This window comes from Brevibacillus sp. MER 51 (assembly GCF_023714195.1).
GTDB lineage: Bacteria > Bacillota > Bacilli > Brevibacillales > Brevibacillaceae > Brevibacillus.
Genome location: NZ_JAMAUS010000013.1, coordinates 63783 through 83470 on the forward strand (window position 1 = coordinate 63783; position 19688 = coordinate 83470).

The 19688-nt window shown below is 49.0% G+C and carries 21 protein-coding genes; 14 read left to right on the plus strand and 7 right to left on the minus strand.

What is annotated here, in order from left to right:
* Window positions 1-107 precede the first annotated feature (107 nt).
* The 7 genes from M3630_RS23875 (at window position 108) to M3630_RS23905 (ending at window position 6427) form a co-directional block, all read left to right on the plus strand.
* Window positions 108-1910: an SgrR family transcriptional regulator gene (locus M3630_RS23875; protein ID WP_251253750.1), complete on the plus strand. Its 1803-nt coding sequence runs from the start codon at window positions 108-110 to the stop codon at window positions 1908-1910.
* Window positions 1911-2010: 100 nt separating this feature from the next.
* A complete protein-coding gene (locus M3630_RS23880; RefSeq protein WP_173612298.1) occupies window positions 2011-2442 on the plus strand; it encodes a tellurite resistance TerB family protein in 432 nt (143 codons plus the stop codon).
* A 108-nt stretch (window positions 2443-2550) separates the two neighbouring features.
* Complete coding sequence (gene surE / locus M3630_RS23885) at window positions 2551-3372, plus strand: 5'/3'-nucleotidase SurE (RefSeq protein ID WP_251253813.1); 822 nt, start codon at window positions 2551-2553, stop codon at window positions 3370-3372.
* A gap of 3 nt (window positions 3373-3375) precedes the next feature.
* On the plus strand, window positions 3376-4416 hold the full coding sequence (locus M3630_RS23890; RefSeq protein ID WP_251253751.1) for a hypothetical protein: 1041 nt from the start codon (window positions 3376-3378) through the stop codon (window positions 4414-4416).
* 149 nt (window positions 4417-4565) lie between these two features.
* On the plus strand, window positions 4566-5048 hold the full coding sequence (locus tag M3630_RS23895; RefSeq protein ID WP_173612301.1) for a hypothetical protein: 483 nt from the start codon (window positions 4566-4568) through the stop codon (window positions 5046-5048).
* 64 nt (window positions 5049-5112) lie between these two features.
* Window positions 5113-5709, plus strand: coding sequence for an RNA 2',3'-cyclic phosphodiesterase (thpR, locus tag M3630_RS23900; RefSeq protein WP_251253752.1), 597 nt, complete (start codon window positions 5113-5115; stop codon window positions 5707-5709).
* A 49-nt stretch (window positions 5710-5758) separates the two neighbouring features.
* Complete coding sequence (locus M3630_RS23905; protein WP_173612303.1) at window positions 5759-6427, plus strand: hypothetical protein; 669 nt, start codon at window positions 5759-5761, stop codon at window positions 6425-6427.
* Between the two features lie 66 nt (window positions 6428-6493).
* On the opposite strand, the gene M3630_RS23910 is transcribed toward M3630_RS23905, so the two are convergent.
* Entirely contained in the window at window positions 6494-6973 is a 480-nt protein-coding gene (locus tag M3630_RS23910; RefSeq protein WP_251253753.1) for a chemotaxis protein CheW, read from the minus strand.
* A gap of 142 nt (window positions 6974-7115) precedes the next feature.
* Entirely contained in the window at window positions 7116-7637 is a 522-nt protein-coding gene (locus M3630_RS23915; RefSeq protein WP_015892281.1) for a hypothetical protein, read from the minus strand.
* Window positions 7638-7723: 86 nt separating this feature from the next.
* Here M3630_RS23915 and M3630_RS23920 point away from each other — a divergent pair, with 86 nt between their 5' ends.
* Window positions 7724-8404: a TerC family protein gene (locus M3630_RS23920; protein WP_251253754.1), complete on the plus strand. Its 681-nt coding sequence runs from the start codon at window positions 7724-7726 to the stop codon at window positions 8402-8404.
* 41 nt (window positions 8405-8445) lie between these two features.
* Here M3630_RS23920 and M3630_RS23925 read toward each other — a convergent pair whose 3' ends face one another.
* Both M3630_RS23925 and M3630_RS23930 read right to left on the minus strand, forming a co-directional pair.
* Complete coding sequence (locus tag M3630_RS23925) at window positions 8446-9534, minus strand: HD-GYP domain-containing protein (protein WP_173608349.1); 1089 nt, start codon at window positions 9532-9534, stop codon at window positions 8446-8448.
* A gap of 154 nt (window positions 9535-9688) precedes the next feature.
* Window positions 9689-10306 (minus strand): MerR family transcriptional regulator, encoded by a 618-nt coding sequence (locus M3630_RS23930; protein ID WP_221868831.1) that lies wholly within the window; start codon window positions 10304-10306, stop codon window positions 9689-9691.
* A 232-nt stretch (window positions 10307-10538) separates the two neighbouring features.
* Here M3630_RS23930 and M3630_RS23935 point away from each other — a divergent pair, with 232 nt between their 5' ends.
* The 3 genes from M3630_RS23935 (at window position 10539) to fabI (ending at window position 12341) form a co-directional block, all read left to right on the plus strand.
* The gene (locus M3630_RS23935; RefSeq protein ID WP_173608347.1) at window positions 10539-11264 is read left to right on the plus strand and encodes a ZIP family metal transporter; all 726 of its coding nucleotides are present in this window, start codon (window positions 10539-10541) and stop codon (window positions 11262-11264) included.
* A gap of 54 nt (window positions 11265-11318) precedes the next feature.
* A complete protein-coding gene (locus M3630_RS23940; protein ID WP_251253755.1) occupies window positions 11319-11471 on the plus strand; it encodes a hypothetical protein in 153 nt (50 codons plus the stop codon).
* A gap of 96 nt (window positions 11472-11567) precedes the next feature.
* Complete coding sequence (gene fabI / locus M3630_RS23945) at window positions 11568-12341, plus strand: enoyl-ACP reductase FabI (protein WP_016742464.1); 774 nt, start codon at window positions 11568-11570, stop codon at window positions 12339-12341.
* Window positions 12342-12491: 150 nt separating this feature from the next.
* On the opposite strand, the gene M3630_RS23950 is transcribed toward fabI, so the two are convergent.
* Entirely contained in the window at window positions 12492-14909 is a 2418-nt protein-coding gene (locus tag M3630_RS23950) for a UvrD-helicase domain-containing protein (RefSeq protein ID WP_251253814.1), read from the minus strand.
* Window positions 14910-14980: 71 nt separating this feature from the next.
* On the minus strand, window positions 14981-16345 hold the full coding sequence (locus M3630_RS23955; RefSeq protein WP_251253756.1) for a hemolysin family protein: 1365 nt from the start codon (window positions 16343-16345) through the stop codon (window positions 14981-14983).
* A 283-nt stretch (window positions 16346-16628) separates the two neighbouring features.
* On the opposite strand from M3630_RS23955, the gene M3630_RS23960 reads away from it, so the two are divergent.
* Window positions 16629-17351: a YitT family protein gene (locus M3630_RS23960; protein WP_251253757.1), complete on the plus strand. Its 723-nt coding sequence runs from the start codon at window positions 16629-16631 to the stop codon at window positions 17349-17351.
* Between the two features lie 9 nt (window positions 17352-17360).
* Window positions 17361-18290, plus strand: a complete 930-nt coding sequence (locus M3630_RS23965) for an MBL fold metallo-hydrolase (protein ID WP_251253758.1) — start codon at window positions 17361-17363, stop codon at window positions 18288-18290.
* Here the strand turns inward: M3630_RS23965 and M3630_RS23970 are convergent.
* Window positions 18260-18622, minus strand: coding sequence for a hypothetical protein (locus tag M3630_RS23970; protein ID WP_047068510.1), 363 nt, complete (start codon window positions 18620-18622; stop codon window positions 18260-18262). The genes M3630_RS23965 and M3630_RS23970 overlap by 31 nt on opposite strands.
* A 107-nt stretch (window positions 18623-18729) precedes the next feature.
* On the opposite strand from M3630_RS23970, the gene M3630_RS23975 reads away from it, so the two are divergent.
* Window positions 18730-19575 (plus strand): PHP domain-containing protein, encoded by an 846-nt coding sequence (locus M3630_RS23975; RefSeq protein ID WP_251253759.1) that lies wholly within the window; start codon window positions 18730-18732, stop codon window positions 19573-19575.
* Window positions 19576-19688: the final 113 nt, after the last annotated feature.

Below are 19688 nucleotides of genomic sequence, written 5' to 3' on the forward strand. Positions count from 1 at the left end.
CGGTTAGTTGGTGTTTTTAGAATTGTAAGGTGGCAAAGACCGGAGAAAAAGCGTACGATTAGGCGAATAGCTTTTTCATGTTTTATGGGCGAATTGGTGGTGGCAAGATGCAACTCGTTGAACAATACATCCGTTTATGTGCGGGGCGGCCTGATGAAACGATAGGGCGCCCGCATGACATATCGTTAGCTGAAGTTGCTTCGCTTTTATTTTGTACGTTGCGGAATGCGACACTGACTTTGAAAAAAATGCAAAGCCATGGATGGGTAATCTGGCAGCCGGGGAGAGGGCGAGGAAACCGATCTGTTTTGACATGCTTGCTCGCGCCCGAAGACTTGATCATGAGCGTAGCCAAAGAACTCGTGCAAAAAGGAGAGATTCGTGCTGCACGGGAGATGATCGACGAATATGGGGTAAATTTGCAAGCTTTGGGTGAAAATTTTTCACGATGGATGAATAGTCAGTTTGGACATCGTGTGAAGCGGGAAAAGGGAAGTAAGGGCAGAGTCGATACCTTGCGTTTGTTTTACAGTCGACCATTCGCAGGGCTTGATCCGATTCATATTCTCCTGCGCTCCGAGTCACATATGGTCAAGCAGCTATTTGATTCTCTGGTCCAGTTTGATCCAGTCACGAGACGGATTGAACCCGCTATCGCTTTTTATTGGGAGGCTAGTGAGGAAGGAAAGCAGTGGACTTTTTACTTGCGGAAAGGTGTCTTATTCCATCATGGCCGACCACTTGTTGCCGATGATGTGCGCTTTTCGTTACTTCGTTTGATGGAGCATTCCTATAAACATCGCTGGCTAGCTGCTTCCATCGAATCGATTACCGTCAAAGATGACTACGTATTGACGATTTCTTTGCATATGCCGGATGAATTGTTTTTACAGGCACTAAGCAAGGAATATATGGCAATAGTCCCCTGTGATTACGTTCAGGAGATGGGGGAGCAATTTGCGCAAATGCCAGTAGGAACGGGGCCGTTTCGTGTAGTCCGCAACGATGATTCCATGCTCGTGCTGGAAGCGTTCACGCCTTATTTTGGGGGAAGGCCGTTCTTGGACCGAATCGAAATCTGGTGCGTACCTGGAATGGCAGTAGAAGCGCATGCAGATGAAAGCACGCTATCCGTAACGGCTTTGGATGAACATTGCGATAGGAGCTTTCTGGCATGGAGTGACGTTGGGAGATTGGAAGATTGTTTTCAATACGTCAGCTTGAACGGAGCAAAAAATGGTCCGCTGTCACATCGCGAATTTCGGAGTCTCATGGTCGCTATCATTTGTGGACAAGCTTTGAGACAAGAGCTGCAGGGAACGAGGGAGCATGCAGTCATCTGGGGTAAAACCGATTCGTTCCAAGAAAAAAGAGAAGTGCCGGATTCACAGGAGTTGGCTCGTATTTTCAAAGAGAGCGGGTATCAGGGAGAGGCGCTGTCACTTTATACGTATCCAGACTCCGATCATATAGAAGATGCCCGGTGGATTCAGAAAACGTGCAAGGAATACGGAATTGCCATAGAGATCAGGTATGCATCCCCGGAGGAGCTTGCCTCGCCTTCGTTATTGCGAGAGGCCGATTTAGTTGTGGATAGTGCGAATGTAGATGAAAGGGCGGAGCTGTCGTTACGAGAATTTCTACACGCTGGTGCGTTGAGTATTTCTCATCATTTAGATCCGCGTGGAAAGGAAGAGATTGCGTATTGGATGAGTCGCATGTCGTGCGCCCGAACAGAACAAGACCGACAAGCTTGCGTAGACAGCATCATGCATACGCTTGCGGCTTGCAGTACGTTTGTCCCGCTGTATTCGAATCGGGTAGAAATGCTTGCCCATCCACGGTTATCTGGTGTAAGTCTGGATGCCTATGGCTGGATTGATTTCAGGGGCATTTTTGTTAGGGAATAGCATAAATTTGTCACATAATTATGTGAAACCGCTTTCGTTTTTCATCGTATTATCATATGTAGATATTTATTATGCTCATAAAGTTCTTTGAGGAGGAACTATGCCGGTGTATACCAAAATCGAAAAGGACAAACACATTTTGTTTGCGTCCATTCGCTTGATGATCTGCGTCGGGCACGCCGACGGTTATATAGGAAATAAAGAAATGGATCGTATTCATGAAATCGTGAATTCGGAGCATTTTACATTGAAAGAGCGACAAATTTTAATGGATGATATGGACTATCCGAAGCGTCCGGAGGTCATCGTGGAAGACCTGGTAGCCATGACCCAGGCTGAAAAGCTCGTTATGATGCGCAAGCTCTACCATATGGCATTGATCGATCGGAAGCTATCCCCGTCGGAGACAAAAGAGATTGCCCGCATCGCTTGCCTGATCGGAATCTCGGAGGAAAAGCAGCGTCAAGTAGAAGAGTGGATTCGCGAAGGGATTGTTTGGCGCGAACGATGGAAAGATATTGTAGAAGAATAGCCAGGGCCCCAATATGATTGGGGTCCTTTCGTTTTAGGGGGAAGCGTGGCGCAGCCTCGTTTTCTACAGTACAATAAGAAAAATAACGTCTCAACAAGTGGCAACGCTATGGTTAAAGGAGGAGACCCTATTTTGCGGATCTTGGTTACGAATGATGATGGCATCGATGCTCTTGGTATCAAGCGGTTAGTAGAAGCTTTGCTCACTTTGGAGGGAGCGGAAGTCTATATAGTAGCACCGGTTGAAGAGAAAAGCGGGGTCGGACACGGAATCACTTATCGGAGTGCACTCTCGCCTGAACAGCGTGATTTTTACGGAATGCCGGTGAAAGCGTGGGCGGTCAATGGTAACCCTGCTGACTGTGTAAAAGCTGCTTACCATCTCTTGTTTGAACAAGGAAAAAAACCGGATATCGTATTCTCGGGGATTAACGTCGGGACCAATCTCGGACGTGATATTTATTACTCCGGTACGTGCAGCGGTGCCAGGGAGGCGGTAATCTTGGGTGTTCCTGGTGTTGCCCTTTCCTATGATAACTGGTTCGATCAAGACAACTACGGCGATGTAGTGGAGATGATTCGTCCGCTCGTAAAAGAATTCAGCGATCGCGCGGTCAAAGGGGAACTGGCGTCAGAGGTATTCTGGAATATCAATATCCCGCATGTGCCGCTGGCTGAGGTGAAAGGAATGGTTCCGGCCACCTTGTCCATGAACCACTATGAAGACAAATATAGCGAGGAAGCAGAAGGCTATTATTTGGCACGCGAATATCCTCAAGTCATGCCACTGGCGGAGCCGCTGGACTATGATTTGCTCAAGCACGGTTATATTGCGATCACCCCTGTCCACATTGACGCGACAGATCGGACTCTCTTAAAACAAATGGACAATTGGGCATTGCTAAAAGCCTGGGGAAAACAGGAGGAATAACGCATGAACGACGATTTTTTTCCTCCGCTAACCCCCGATGACACCCTGTGCTCTCCAGACGAGTCAACGCAGGGAGAAGTACTCGACCCCGTGGTTTATCACGATTTGTACAAGCTGGCAGAAGAAGAGGGTCTTCCTTACTTTGTCCGTCTTAGTGGCACTGGCGAAGTGGAGCTGTATTTGGTGTTCGAATCGGTGGATGCTTTCAGTGAGCAGACGAGAGATGCCGTTTCGCTCGAATTCAAGACGTATCAAAATAAACTGCTCGCGGTCATTTGGACACTTTCGGACCCGCTGAATCCGCTTGGTTTTCCCTTGACGTTCGACATAGCGCGTGCTGATGAGCGAAGCATGGCCTTGAGAATGATCGAGCAGCCGTATACTTCTTTACACTACTTGGCTTACGCGGATCGTGAACTTACCCATATCTATTCCGAGTCGGTTTCTTTTTCCCCAGCGGAAGTGGCTCGGACACGTGAGATGATTCAGGCGCTCTATGAGGGGACTCCCGATACACTCCCGGAAGAGGTGCAGGTGCGTGAGGAAGAGACCGAAAGCATCTCGGCGATGAGCCTGCCTGCATCCGTTTTTACGGAATCGGGGATGGCCTTCATATTGCGTTACAAGCACATGAGAGATGTCCATGGTGAAGAAGGGGCCCAGCATTTATTGATGAGTACTGTGCAGCAAGCAATATGGGTCATGCGCAGGCACGCCCGCAGCGAAGTCCGGGATACGTCCTTTACCGTATGGGCTGCGGAAGAGGGCGATTACGCAATGATCGTGCTGACGCCAAGTCTCTCGCATTTATTCGAGGTCGTTCACATGTCAGAGGATGAAGCGAATCCGTTCTCGCGCTTTTTGATGACCTTGCCGGAATACGTGCAGACACAGGACGCTTCTCCCTTGCAGTTGGGCGCCTATCCACTGCTGCGTTATGAGAGCGGTCGCCTTTATCATTTAGAGCTGGATGAAGAGGTACAGGAGCATCTCGCGCAGGTGTTTGCGAAAGCGTTTCCAGGGATGCCTGTCCCTTACCTGTAATTGTTGTGAGATTGTGAAAAAAGACTCTCCCCGGAATTTTTTCGTCTTCGATGAAATATGGGTAAATAAGTCATTTTTCAACAAAGGATACGACAAGCGGGAATTCGAATTAGGTAAGACAGACATTCCATTGGGGAGAGGTGACGACGATGTACGCTGTTGAACCCAATTTGTTCCAGGCTGTTTCTGAATGCGCCCACCGTTTTCAAGGGGAGGTTGAGCAACTGGCACAACGTCATGCACTTACGATCGAAGGAGGGCTTCCTGCCTTGGAGCTGCAAGTACATCCGCAGTTTCAGGCTTTGCTCGAGTACAATCTGTGGGGAGAAGCCGGTTTAGTTGTTATCCATGGGAAATTACATAAGCGCGATCACGTTTGGACAGATTCGTTTTCTGTCATGATGAAGTTTTCCTTGACGTATGATCCGAGTATCGATATCGAAGGAAAGAAGCAGCGCATTGAAGAGTTTTTATACGGGGAAGGAGAGTACTTCTGGAATATCCCTCCCGCTGGCCATGTCGGTCATAGTGAACTGACCCTGCGCTTTACTTACCAGCCTGGAACGAACCGTCTTGCGGAATATGTCAGGAGTGTTTTGGGAATCGTAACCGGAAAGATGATGGCTGCCTAAAGCGGCATGAAAGACAAATGGCTCTCCGTCACAGGAGGGCTATTTTTTTCGAAGGAGGACAGAAATGCGTTTATTCATAGCATTGGATATTCCCGCTGAGGCTGCCGCTTATATTGCCGATGTTCAAAAACGGTTGAAGCAAGATGTGTCTGCGGACAGGTGGCAGTCCCTCGTTAATTTGCATCTGACTCTGCATTTTCTTGGTGAAGTAGATGAGTTACTCGTCCCCGCTATCTGTGAAGATATGGATATCGTCAGCGCGATCATCCAGCCATTTACCCTGGGTGTTGGCAGCTTTGGGGTTTTTCCGAATGCCCTGCATCCACGTGTGCTTTGGCTGGGACTGCGTGGCCAACTTTCTCCTCTCAAACAGCTGCATTTATTGTTGGGCAGACGGTTTGAGTTGCACGAAGGCTTGTCCTACGATCGGAAGCGGTATCGGCCACATATTACGCTGGCACGTGGTCCGCATCGCAGTGGGGATGAGCTGGCCCTCCTGGATTGGAATGAACGTTATTTAGCGCAGGAGCCGCCACAATGGAAGGCAAGGCATTTCCATTTGTATCGTTCCGAGCTGTTGCGGGAGGGCGCGGTACATACGATTATCCACACGAGCACGTTTGATAAAGATCACAGCAAAAAACAAGCGTTGCCTGAATAGACTAAGAAGAAAGGATCAGGGAAGCCTTCCAGAAAGCGGTGGAAAACGGATGGGTGAGTTCACGACCGGCATTCTTTATCCACGCAAATACGAACCGAAAGTACTGATTGCCTTATCCAAGACAGAGCAGCCATACTTCCACAGAAACGTCAACAGCGACTGGAATGCATTTTTCCTGCAGGATGAGTGGCTGGAAACCTCCACGACGCTTGATTTTTTGCTGAGACTGTCCAAGCAATTCGTTCCCCTCCTCTGGTTTCATGACGCTGAGGACAACGGCTGGGGCTTTCGCTTGTTCGATGCAGGCTTCGAGGTTGCGTCAGCGACAATCAGCTACTCGCTCGATGTGGAAATGGCGGAAGCCGAGTTTGGCAGGCTTTATCCAGAAATTGACCTGCAGGAAGGAATTGTAGACAGCGAGGACGTTCGGCAAAAGTATGAAGACATACTGGAGAGGGTAGTGCGTTCGGAGTTGTATCGGCGAGAGGTAGGTAAAGGGATCACGCGTATCAAGCCGCAGTCGTTTAGTCGGATCGTGGGTCCGAAGCAGATTCAGCAGTTACGTTCCCTTTTTGATTTGCAGTTGTTGACGAACGTCGATGACGACACAGGGGCTTCACTGTTGTACGACTCGGTTGACCTGTTCAAAGAAATTTTGGGAATCGAAGAGATGGTGTGGGTGAACTTTGCGTATTTAGCTAGCGGAGGCAGAGAGTAGGATAAAACGAATAAAAAGAGCAAAAAGCCCAGTGCATCATCTGCGCACTGGGCTTTACACTGCCACTTACTTCTTTTTCCACTGTCCAAAAATTTCATCCACATCAAGCAGCATGATCAGCTTGTCGTTCATTCGGGCAATGCCTTGCAAATATTTGCCCTCTACACCAGCGATAATGGGTGGTGCAGGCTCGATCATGCTCTGCGGAATATTCATGACCTCAGAGACCGCATCCACGATAATTCCAATGTTCAAACCATCCATCTGCAAGTCAACAAAACGAGTATCATCTGTTTCTTCCATAGGTTCCAAATCAAACATTTTCCGCAAGTTGATGATCGGCAAGATCCGCCCACGCAGATCAATGACTCCTTCGACATAAAGTGGAGATTTTGGAAAACGTGTAATGGGCAGCGGCTTGATGATCTCACGTACGAGTGAAATCGACAGTCCGTAATATTCATTCCCCATTTTAAACAAAATCTGTTGGTCAACAGCAGCTTCTGCTTCCCAATCCGAACCGTTGCTTCTTTTCGTCATTTCCATGTGCATAATTCCTCCCCGAACCGCTTTCCATGTCTTTACCCATATTGTACCATGGACAAACCTACTCAGAACGTTTTTTTGTGGTAAGGCAGAGACTTAAAACAGACCGACAAGCATCAGGCTCGTCGGTCTGTCTTCTTGATTATGGTTCACGAAGGTCGTTCAAAGAGATCCCTTGCTCGAGAGCGAAATCAAAATCATCCACATCGTAAAATTGAACGGGCACGATATATTCCAATATCCGATCCTGATAATCAGGCTGGTCTGTGAGAAGCGGGGCCTCGAATTTCATGGCCGTCAACAATAGCTGTGTCTCTACGGGATCAAATATCTCCCCCCACATGGCGTTGTCCTCTACTTTTACGACCGTCAGGGTCACGCCGTTCGGAAAAGAAAAGGGAACCTTGGACCATGGGGCGATCAGTCCTTTTTCCATTCGTTTGCGGTTGAATGGATCGGCAAAAAATTGGCTCATTTCTTTCATAATCCGCCGGACATACTGATCATCAGCAGAGTAGGGCATGATAGGTTCAGGACTCTGGATAAATTCGTCCAATTCATAGATTGTCGACGCGGGTATCAGATATTCTACTGGTTGCGATGGGACCATCAACTCCCCGTAGATAGCCAACATGATCGCTTCTATAACGAATTGTTTCGACATTTCGACAACCCTCCTCGTTACCATCATACAAAAAATCAGGGGCACCGTACAAGGGTGGCGAGTAGGGCTCAAAAAGTTCAGGGAGGGTGCATCCTTTGTTTGAATCTGCTTTTTTTTCGTCGCTGCTACTCATCATTACCATTAACCTCGTATTAAGTGGAGATAATGCCGTGGTCATTGCCATCGCTTGCCGGAAGCTCCCTGTCGAACAACGAAAACAAGCCATTTTGTGGGGAACGTTTCTTGCTATCATCGTACGCGTAATCGCTACGATTCTTGCTGTTTATTTGCTGAAAATCCCGTATTTGTACCTGATTGGCGGAATCATTCTGCTATGGATCAGCTACAACCTGTTGCGCGAGGACGAGCGAGAGGAAGCAATCAACTCGAGTGAAGACTTGGTCCAAGCGGTCAAGACGATTGTTGTGGCAGATGTGATGATGGGTCTGGACAATGTACTCGCTATTGCAGGGGCAGCGCAAGGCGACGTCGTCCTCATCGTGCTGGGCCTCTTGATCAGTGTGCCTCTCATGGTTTTTGGAAGCCAGCTCATTTTAAAGGCAATGGAGCGCTTTGTATGGCTTGTTTATATTGGTTCAGGTGTCCTGGCAGTGACGGCGGCGAATATGATTCTCATGGAAAATACGATGCGTGAGTGGGTCGCAGGGAGGGGTTGGCTCGAATATGTGATCAAAATTGGGTTGGTCGCTCTCGTTTTAGTTGCGGGGTATTTGCAACGTACGAAAACACCCCGTACCCACGCATGAAAAAACTGAGATGAATAATGAATCTCAGCTTTGTCGTGAGCCTATAAGGTTTTGACGATCGTTACGCTCATCCATTCTTTATCGTAGAGATCGATTTCATAGGTGGTGGCTACTTCAGATCCATCTTCATTGGTTAAAATACGGATCGTGGGCCGATTCACTGCCAATGGATTCACTTTGGAAACGACCCCGGTATGCCCTGTACTCAGCAATACAGTAGAGGCAATTGGATAAATCGCGACGTGCTGCAGGAATAGCTTGAGCAAGTCGAGGTCGAAATAGGTGTTTCCTGTAGCGAACAAGTACTCGGTAGCATCACTCGGCGAGTAGCTTTTCCGAAATGGACGCGGGGAAACCAAGGCATCGTAAACATCCGCGATTGCGACGATGCGTGCATACTCGTGAATATTTTTCTCACAGAGCTGACGAGGATATCCTGTTCCATTGTATCTCTCGTGGTGTTGCAGCGCACAGTGTGCGGAGACGACCGAGATATTATGTTGATTCCGCAAAATATGGAAGCCTTCTTCGGTATGGTATTGGACACGTTGGCGTTCTTCGGGGCTTAACTCGGTACGCATGGTCCAGAGCTCCTTAGGAACCTGTGTCATGCCGATGTCGAACAAAAGAGCACCAATGCCCAATTCCATCATCTGCTGCTGGTTGTAACCTTTGGCCATCCCTACCACACCAGACAGAACAGCGACATTGACAGCGTGGTGAAAAAGGTAACCATCCAAAACGTGAAGACTGGACAAGTTGACCAAGATGTCCTTGCGACTGCTCAAGTCTTGAAAGATTTCCCGAAAAACCTTTTGAAAACTGCTCCCGAAATCAGGTGCGGACGTACGGCGCTTGATCTGCGGCTGATCCATGAGGGTGGTCATCGTTTTGTACACGGCATCCACGGCTTCTTTACGCGTCTCATCGCGGATTACATCTTCCGGCATGATATCTTCAGTATGCTTGTCTTGAATGTAAAGGGTATCAATTCCCAATTGAACAAGGCGTTCAATGTAACGGGGAGTTAGTTGTACCCCGATCCCCAGCAGAACGTTCCCATTTTCTTGGAACACGCTCTTGGCAATGACATCGCCCGGCTTTACCGAAGTAATATGCAATTTTCTCACAACGAAAGCCCCAGTCCTTTTTTGGTGGAATGTAAATAGTCCTGATTTTCAGTCAGTTCATATAGTACCATTTTATCACAATAGAACATGGGGAGACTACCGCTGTCGAGGTTCTTCTTCTAATTGTCATTTTTTTCCGTATGAAGAAACACGATTATTGCTCGGCTGCGCGATCTGAACGTGTAAACCAGCGGAATGGATTGAGTGACCAGCGAGGCTCGTAGCGGGCATAGCGCTCCTTGCGACGAGTCAGGCGTTGTTGCATAAGATCGAGTTCAAAAGTGACACGGCGCATTTCTAAGCGGAGGGACTCTTGCATTTCTTCAATGTCCGCAATCTTTTGCAGAATGGTCGATTGCATATGATTCATAGCGGAGAGCTGAGTGAGCTCCTGCTGAAATTGGACAAGTGTCTCGTGGACGGTCATTTCCACTTCTCGCATGCCCGTTCCCAGCTTGTTTGAGGCGCTGAGCGTAACGGCAGTTTCTTCCGCACCTGTGAGTTCTTCTTCCATGAGCATTTCCTCGGAGAGGCGTCCTTCTTCTATCAGTTGGCGCTGAATATCTTTTAACGAGCTGTTGCCGTTGTCTTTTCTTTCCTTTACTTCCTTAAGCAGTTCAAAGCCTGCTTCGCTGATCAAATAGTGACCCTGCGGATTTTTCAGACGTTCCTGAGCTGGTACGAACAAGTCCAGCCAGTTACGCAGTGTACGAACATGCACATCAAGGCGATCAGCTACCTCTTTTGAAGCCATCCAAACTTGTACATCCATCCCGAATCACTCCTTTTTTTCCTCTCGGTATTCCCGGTGGACTCATTATAGCACCAAAATTTTCCGGGTAAGAGAGAATCGACAAAGGTTCTAAAAACTAGTGATCTTTCGTCCGATTCGGACAGCTCGTCGTATTTTGTCAAATGTGGTTGCATGCTCATAATGACCGGGACAGGCGCGTAATATGGAAGGAGTAAGCATGTTTTTGCTCGTTGGGTGAGGAGAGGACCGGATGATGCAATCTGTTTTCTGGATTGTCCTTTTGACTGCTGCCTTGGCGAGCAGTATCGGGGGACTGCTGTTGTGCCTGCGTGCCTGGTCATCCGAGGCATTGTTTGCGATGATCAGTGCAGGGGCTGGGCTACTGCTGGCGATTACGCTGCTAGATTTGATGCCACACGTCTTTTCTGACAAGAGTTTGTGGCTGATGCCATTTGTGCTCGTTGGCTTTGTGACACTTTTTGCCTTGGAATTAATCAGCAAGTCGAGCGGAGAGTTTGGCTCCACGGGAATGATTGGGGTCATGACGGGATTTTTATTACATGCATTTGTCGAAGGTGTCTCATTAGTCGCGAGCTTGCGGATGGATTCAGAAGTTGGTGTATCCGTGTTGGTAGCGATGCTGCTGCACAAAATTCCCGATGGTGTAACCATAGCCTCACTTTTGCTGGCGGCGACCAACTCGAGAAAGAAAGCATTTTGGGGGGCGACATCCCTCGGGATCGCGACGATTGCAGGAGCTCTCAGCTTTGGTTTTGCTGAGCGAATGTTTCCACCGAATTGGTCTGGCATTATGCTGGCCATGACGACGGGTATTTTTTTATATGTATCCGCCAGCCATCTCGTCCCTTATATCGGACAAACCAAAAAGGCACAGTACGGGGTTTATTTTGTTGGCGCGATGGCCGTGTATCTGATTTTGTCAGCTTTTTTACACGCGAATCACTTGCATGCATAAAAGGTCCCATTCCTAGCCAGTCTAGTCTGAAGGAAGGGAGTGTGGACTGAAAGTATGAACCATCAAGAGCAAATGCAAACAGACGATCACTTGCAGTTACTGACTGAATTCCCGGTCATGGGGACATCCTTGAATCCATTGCAGGAATCGTGGGCTTCCTCTGAAGCTCTATCAGTGCTAACTGATCAGGCTGGAAGTACCGATTAAATGTTTTTACACTGCCTCTCTCGTTTATTCACTCGTATCCATGGACAAGATCGGTTATAATGCAGGGGAATAAGTTGGGAAAGGGGCAGATACATAATGAATACATTGTTGCAAGGAAAGAACATCGTCATCATGGGCGTAGCAAACCACCGCAGCATTGCCTGGGGAATTGCGCAATCCTTACATAACGCTGGAGCAAATCTGATTTTTACGTACCAAGGGGAGCGTCTGCGTGAAAACGTGGCGGCACTCACGGAAAAATTGGGAGTAGAGTCGTTGTTGGTAAACTGCGATGTCACGAAGGATGAGGATGTCGAAGCGGCATTTGCTGTGATCAAAGAAAAAGTGGGCGTAATTCATGGCCTGGCGCATTGCATCGCGTTTGCGAAAACGGAAGAGCTCGAAGGCGAGTATGTTAACACCTCCCGCGAAGGATACGCATTGGCACAAGACATTAGCGCATTCTCTCTGGTAGCAGTTGCTCGTGCTGCTCGTCCGTTGATGACAGAGGGCGGAAGCATCGTGACGTTGACTTACCTTGGTGGTGAGCGCGTGATTCAAAACTACAACGTAATGGGTGTAGCCAAAGCTGCGCTTGATGCATCTGTTCGTTACTTGGCAAACGATCTGGGCAAAGAGAACATTCGTATCAATGCGATCTCCGCTGGTCCAATCCGTACGCTTGCTGCAAAAGGAATCCGCAATTTCAACTCCGTACTGAAAGAAATTGAGGAAAAAGCGCCATTGCGCCGCACGATTGACCAATCGGAAGTAGGCGACACTGCTCTCTTCTTGTTCAGCAATCTCTCCCGGGGAATCACGGGTGAAATTCTGCACGTCGATGCTGGCTACAGCATTATGGGCGGCTAACCAGAAGTCAAATTCCCGAAAAAGAATAGCAGGCCCTGCTTTCTCGCATACTATACCCAAAATGCGTGAAAGGGGGCCTGTTTTTTTATGTTTCCATTGATTACGAACATGGAGGAGTTTTTGATTTATATGGGCGGCGGCTTTCAGTACTTACCTGCCCATCTCGGCGATGAAGCGGGAGGTGCGGGTCTTTCGTCCGAATCGCTCCCGGGGGATACCGATACACAAGCTGTGACGAGCCCGGGTAATCGCGACGTATAGGAGACGGCGTTCTTCTTCGAGCGCACCGGAGCTGCCTTTACGCAGCTCGTCCAATGTGTACTCATGAGGAAGGGCACCTTCTACCAGATCGGGCAAGAAAACGTGGTCGTATTCAAGACCTTTTGCCCGATGGATGCTTAAAACATGAACAGCTTCGTCCGGGAGTGGCCGCATCGTGCGCCACTCTTTTTCTTGTCGCGCCATTTGATCGATATAAGCCAAAAAATCGCTGATCGTCGCATGGCGCTTGGAAGCTGCCAGTATTTGCTGCAGCTCGTCGCTCCAACGTTCCCGGCCATCTTCCCGGTCTTTCGCTCGTTTTTTTAGATAGTCGCGCAGTTTGCCATCCTCATAGATGAGCTCCAGCGCCTGAGCGGGTGGAACATCCTTGCACGCGGTGAGAATCTCGTTGATTTGCTGCATATGCTTGCGCTGATACGGTTTGAGCTGTGTCAAATGCGGAAGAACGTGCAAAATCGGCTTGTCCTCGATGATGGCTTGGCTGCGCAAGGCATTCCACATTTCAGCTGAGATGTAGAGGGTCGACAATATTTCTTTTAGCGCATCGGTGTCATCCGGGTTTAACGCGAGCCGCAAATAATTCAGCGACCAGCGAACCGTCTGGCGTTGGTAAAAAGAATCTTCCTCTTGTGTGTAATGAAAAGGAATCCCTGCTTCGCTCAGGCGCTCCAAAATGGGGCGTGCAGATTCATTGGTACGGTATAAGATGGCGCATTCACCCAAAATGGCACCCTGCTCGCGACGATGGATAATTTCATCGACGATCCGTGATGCTTGTTCTTCTTCGTCCTCTGGCTCGAATAAATACGTGTCGCCTTCCTCGCGATGAAAGGACTGGCATTCCTTTGCCCAACGCTCCCGATTGTGACCGATCAGCGAGTAGCCAAGACTGACGATCGAGGAATGGGAACGGTAGTTGACCTCGAGCGTAAATGTCGATGCCTGCGGAAAGTCTTTGGTGAAGCCCAAGATGTACTGCGGATCACTGCCGCGAAACCCGTAAATGGACTGGTCGTCATCCCCGATGACGCACAAATTGTTTTGTGGAGCAGCTAATAGCTTGACCGTCTCATACTGGATGCGATTGATATCCTGAAACTCATCGACCATCACGTAGGTAATGCGTTCCTGATAACGGCGCAAGAGACTTGAATCATCGCGCAGCATTTCATAGCAGCCAATGAGCATGTCGTCAAAGTCAAACCATTGATGTTTTTTCTTTGTGGCCTCATATAGAGGATATAGCTGGATCGCCCGCTTTTCTGCATCGTTGGTTGCTTCCCGGTACGCGACCTCCTGGGGGAGGATGTATTCGTTTTTCCAACGGCTGATAATGCCGAGTGCTTCGGTGATCTCTGTTTCTTTTAACGCAGCAAGCTCGTCATGACCGAGCAGTGCGCCTGTCTCGCGCATCAACCGCCATTTTTGCCAATCCTTTTTCAAGAGGCGCTGCTGATCCCAGCGTTCTGGCTGGTGATGCAAGAGCATTCGGTAAAAGATGCTGTGGAACGTACCAGCAATCAGCTCACGTGCTTGTCCAGCGGGTAGCTGCCGGGCAATGCGCTGACGGATTTCATCGGCGGCTTTGGTGGTAAAGGTCACAACCATGATTTGATTCGGCTTTACGCCCAACTCTGAGATCAAGTGAGTCGTTCGTGCAGTCATGACGCGCGTCTTGCCACTTCCTGCTCCAGCGAGGATGAGAAAAGGCCCCTCGGTAGCGTGCACCGCTTGCTGTTGGCCCGGGTGCAGCGATTGATCACGCATTTGCTCAGCCATGTGAGAGATGGTCTTCTTCGGCATCAAGCGTTTGCGGAAAACTGGTGGCTTCGGAGCTGGCGGGGGAGGCGTCGTGCTCGAGCCAATCGTTCTCTTTTTCGGAAGGCGGAAGGAACCGATGGTCGTTGTATTTGCTTCGTCTTCGTCTATGGATGCCTCGCTGTGCTCCTTGGTTGAGAAAGCGAGTGGTTCTTTCAAGTTATCCTCGCTGTGATCCTTTTCGGCCGTAGCAGTCAAGACAGCCTGAAAGGCAGTGGCAGCCGTCTCATTAATCGCTTGCAGCGAATCGAGAGGAGCAGGACCATTTTCCGTCAGAAGCGGGCACTCTGCTCCCTCAGGATGGAAGAAATGCGGCTCAAAGCTGATGCCAGCATGAAGGCGAAGCGCTGATGCACAGGCTGGACAGCGTACCTTGTCCTGCCGGGCAGCCATGCGCCAAAACGGTATGCGGTTGTAGTTCTCAGGTAGCAACAGGATGGGTTTGTTGTCTAGTAAAGCGTAGTTCATCATGACACCTCGGAAACAAGAAGTGCCCCCTGTCGGCAGGGGACACTTGCCATTATGGTTGTTTTATTCGATTAGGAGTGCAGCGACACCATATCCTCAGGAAGAGGGGACGAATCTTCTGCTCCCAAATACGTGATGCTCACCCGTGTAATGCGATGGTTTTCGAGCTCACTAATCACAAAAAGATAGCCTTGGAATGTGACGGTTTTGCCTTTCGCGACCTCTTCATTTAACTGGCTATAGAGCCATCCGGCAATGGTGTCGACTTCGTCGGAAACGACTTCAATCGATATATAATCATTCAGTTCTGTCAAGAGAGTTTTGCCGGAAACCGAGAGCGTATTGCTAGAACTTTCTTCAATTTCAGGGCGCTCATTTTCATCGAACTCATCCTGAATATCACCGACGATTTCCTCCAAAATGTCCTCCATCGTTAACAACCCTGCTGTACCTCCGTATTCGTCAATCACGATGGCAAGCTGGGAACGGCGTTTTTGCATTAAGCGCAAGACGTGGCTAATTTCCATGGACTCCGGCACCGTCAATAATGGGCGGAGAAAATCAGTTAACTCTGCCTTTCCGGTCGTCAGTGCAGAGAGGTAAAAATCAGAGATGTGCACAAAGCCAATCAGCCTGTCCTTATCCTCATGAGCGACGGGAAAGCGCGAATGGCGAGACTCTCTCATAATTTCGAGGTTTTCATCAAACGTGTTGTCGTCGTAGAGGCAAATCATATCAATCCGTGGGATCATAATTTCCCGGGCAAGACGTTCGGAAAACACGAAGACATTGTCGACGAGAGCCATCTCGGTCTGGTCAATGTGACCACTTTTATGACTCTGGTTCATGAGGAGGCGGATTTCCTCTTCGGTATGAGCAGATTCGTTTTCGGTGGCGGGCTCGATTCCAAGGCGTCTGATCAGTAAATTGGCTGCTCCGTTTAAAAACCAGATGAGCGGATAACTCAGCTTGTAGAAAAGCATGAGCGGTGCGGCTGTCCAGAGGGAAGTGGCCTCTGCTTTTTGGATCGCCAAAGATTTAGGAGCAAGCTCTCCGAAGACGATATGTAAAAATGTGATGATAGCAAAAGCGATCGCAAGTGAGGTCGGACCGACCAAATAAGATGGGAAATGAAAAAATGCCATGACGGGCGCGACGTAATGGGCGACGGCAGGTTCACCAACCCAGCCTAAACCTAGCGAAGCCAGCGTAATCCCGAGCTGGCAGGCGGACAAATAGGCATCGAGCTCTTGTGTGACTTTTTGCGCGTAGCGGGCACTTTTGTTATTGCCTTTGCTGACGAGCTGGGTCAGACGAGTTTGGCGAACTTTTACCAACGAGAATTCTGCTGCGACGAAGAAGCCGTTCAGAAGAACCAAAAAAACCACAAGCAGCAGATTCAGCGTAATCTCCCCTATCGGACTCTCCAAGCACACCTCCGCCTCCCGCAGTGCGAAAGGTGGAGCACTCACCTCCGATACGATAATGGTATTGTACATGTACGACCAAAAAAAGGTAAATATTCAATCGAAAACCTGCAATGGAATACTTCTCATGAGCCGTGCCACAGGTTTTCTTGTTACTCGTAAGTATACCAATAGGTCAACGGAACAGTCAAAACGTTCCGATTTGAACGAGCGCATTCTGAGCAATGCTTGGACATACCTGCTTCTTTTCGATCATAAACATAAACGAGCACGGTCTGAGGAGGGGAGCGACATGTACTGGCTACAAAAAAGTGTAGCGATTCTCACAGGAAGCGTGCTTCTAGGCATTGGAGTCAATCTGTTTTTGGTTCCGCATCGCCTAATGGAAGGGGGCATGATCGGGATCGGTTTGTTAGCGACATATTACATGCAGATGCCGACGGGGTTGGTAATGATTTTGATAAGCATCCCTGTGTATGTCATCGTCTTTTTTTATGATCGCCGATTGTTTTTTCACAGCTTTCACGGCATGCTAATTTCTGCCTTCTTTATAGATATTCTCTCGGACATGCGTGATTGGAATCTATGGTCAACTTCCTTTTCCGCAATTACTGGCGGTGTCTTAATCGGAATGGGTGTCGGCTTGATGCTTGCCTACGAGACGAATACGGGCGGGACAGACCTGCTCGCGCAATTTCTTGCCAGACGATACAAGCTGCGCGTTGCTTTGCTGATTTTTTTCATCGATGGGCTGATCGTACTTTGTTCTACGCAAACGATCGGGATGGAAAGAATGATTTTCTCTTTGCTGACAATCGTCGCAGTTGCGGCAACTACGCATATGTTCAGTGGGCTCGGGCGACCTTTGCCACCATATACCATCATTGGCCCGCTTATTTCGCGTAAAATGGATGATCACTCCTCACGACTCTATGTAATCACTGGCACGACATTTAGGAACAGGGGAGGGGAAGGCGATATTTTGGAGAAAATAAATAGGAAAAGGATGAAATGAGGGACTGTTTTGTCTGGACAAGCATTTCAAATGATAACGGAGCGTGTCGGCTATTTTCCCGGTCATGTTAACATAGGACTTGTCATTGGTGAGCGTGGAGCGATCCTGATTGATTCTGGTCTGGATACCCAAAACGCCAAAAAAATCAAAAAAGGACTGGACGCTATCGCCCAGCCCTTGTGTGCAATCATTCAAACGCACTCTCATGCCGACCATTTCGGTGGCAACGCCTACTTGCTCGGATGCTGGCCCGAAGCAAGGGTCTATGCGCCACCTCTGGAAGAGGCGATCATTCGGAATCCGATAATTGAGCCCATTTACTTGAACATGGGTGCAGCCCCACTTGCGGATCTCCAAAACAAGTTTTTGCTGGCGCAGCCTTCTCGGGTGGACCACCTCCTTCCACTGGATGAAGGGATCGAGATAGATGGCGTACCTTTCTTTATCCTTTCTCTGCCGGGGCATAGCTGGCAACAGGTTGGCGTCGTCTGTGACGAGATTTGCTTCGCTGCCGACAGTTATTTAGGCGATGAGGTTTTGGAAAAGCACAAGCTGCCGTTTCTTGTAGATGCGCATGAGACCTTACTCAGTCTTCATAAACTGCTTGCAACCAACTACAAGGGATACTTGCCTGGGCACGGAGCATATACCACCACCTCTCATGATGCCGTGAATAAAAATATTGCTTGGCATGAGCAGATTTTCTCGGTGATCTGCGACATTTTCGTAGAGGAGAGAACACCAGAAGAAGCGTTAGCTCTCCTGTGTGAGCGTTTACACATTTCCATAGAAAATGCTTCGAGTTATGTCCTGTTTCGGACAGCGTTTATGGGTTACTTGGTCGGGCTGCAGAAAATAAAGAGGGTGGTATACCGGTTTGAACAAAATCGGTGGTTGTGGAGAACTGTTCAGGATGGAGCCGAGGGAGCAGAAAGGTAATCGGCGATTTCTGCTAGCTTATGCTCTGCAGCTTCGCGGACGGCCTTGGGAATGAAAAATACTTCTTCGGATGAGGTGTTCATATAGAACTTTGCTTCCAAATACGGATGACCCAGTTTGACATTCAGTTCCCCTTTTCCGGTCGTTGTGCTGGTGTAGTTCGTAGGGATGCGCAAAAAATACGCGCTGCTGCTGGCGGAGTCGTACATGACGACATCGTACGTGGGCATACTGTCCCCGCCTGATCGATGAAAGCCTTGTTGCCGCAGCATTTTGTCAACATAAGAGAGAGGCTGAACGACACCGGTAAGGGTCTTGTTTTTTAACCGCATGGACATCCTCCTCGGTTCAACCATTGGGAATCGAAGCTTAGTCTCATACTATGTACGGCAATACCGATTCAGACTTGTAGAATAAAGAAAAGAAGGAGTGGACGAGGGTGGAACTTAAGGCAGATTTACATACCCATACAAAAGCGTCAGACGGGACCTGCGAGCCTGCGGAAAACGTACGTTTGGCGAAGGAGGCAGGACTTGCTGCACTGGCGATCACGGATCACGACACGGTAGCAGGGATTCCAGAAGCAATGGAGGCTGCCCGCGCAATCGGCGTGGAAATCATTCCGGGAGTGGAAGTGAGCTCCGTAGGGAAGGGGCAGGATATTCACGTTCTTGGCTATTTTGTCCCGTATGAAGACCCGGCTTTTGAAGAGCGACTCTTCCGTTTGCGAGAGACAAGACATGAGCGTAACCAACTGCTGATCGCAAGGCTGCAGGAGCTCGGCATCGACATTTCATTGGAAAAGGTATACCGCCGCAAGCAGGGCACGGACAAAAACATCGGGCGACCGCATATTGCAGAAGAACTGATTGAGCTGGGCGTCGTTTCAACGATCGCAGAGGCCTTCGATAAGTACTTGGGCAAAGGGGGAGTGGCTTATGTCAATCCTCCACGTATTACCCCGCAGGAAGCGATCACGCTGATCCAAGAGGCCGGCGGAGTGGCGGTGCTGGCTCATCCAGGTCTGTATGACGATGATGAGCTGGTCGAAGAGTTGATTGTATTCGGATTGGACGGGATTGAAGTCAATCACCCGGACAACGATGAGGTTCAAAAATTGCGCTACAGCAAGTGGGCAGCGCAATACGGACTTGTTGTAACGGGCGGTTCTGATTTCCATGGCTGGCGTGGAGAGGAGCCGTTTCATGCGATGCTCGGCTCTCATACGGCAACGATGGATGCTGTTGAACGGCTACGTGCGATTGCGGCGAAGCGGAAGGTGTAAATTTAAAAAGGCGCAGACTGTGACTTGAAAAATAAAGTCTTAGTCTGCGGCTTTTTATTTTGCGTTAGCTTTCTTTCGTTAGTTGAATATCAATGCTGATCTTCAGGTAGTTG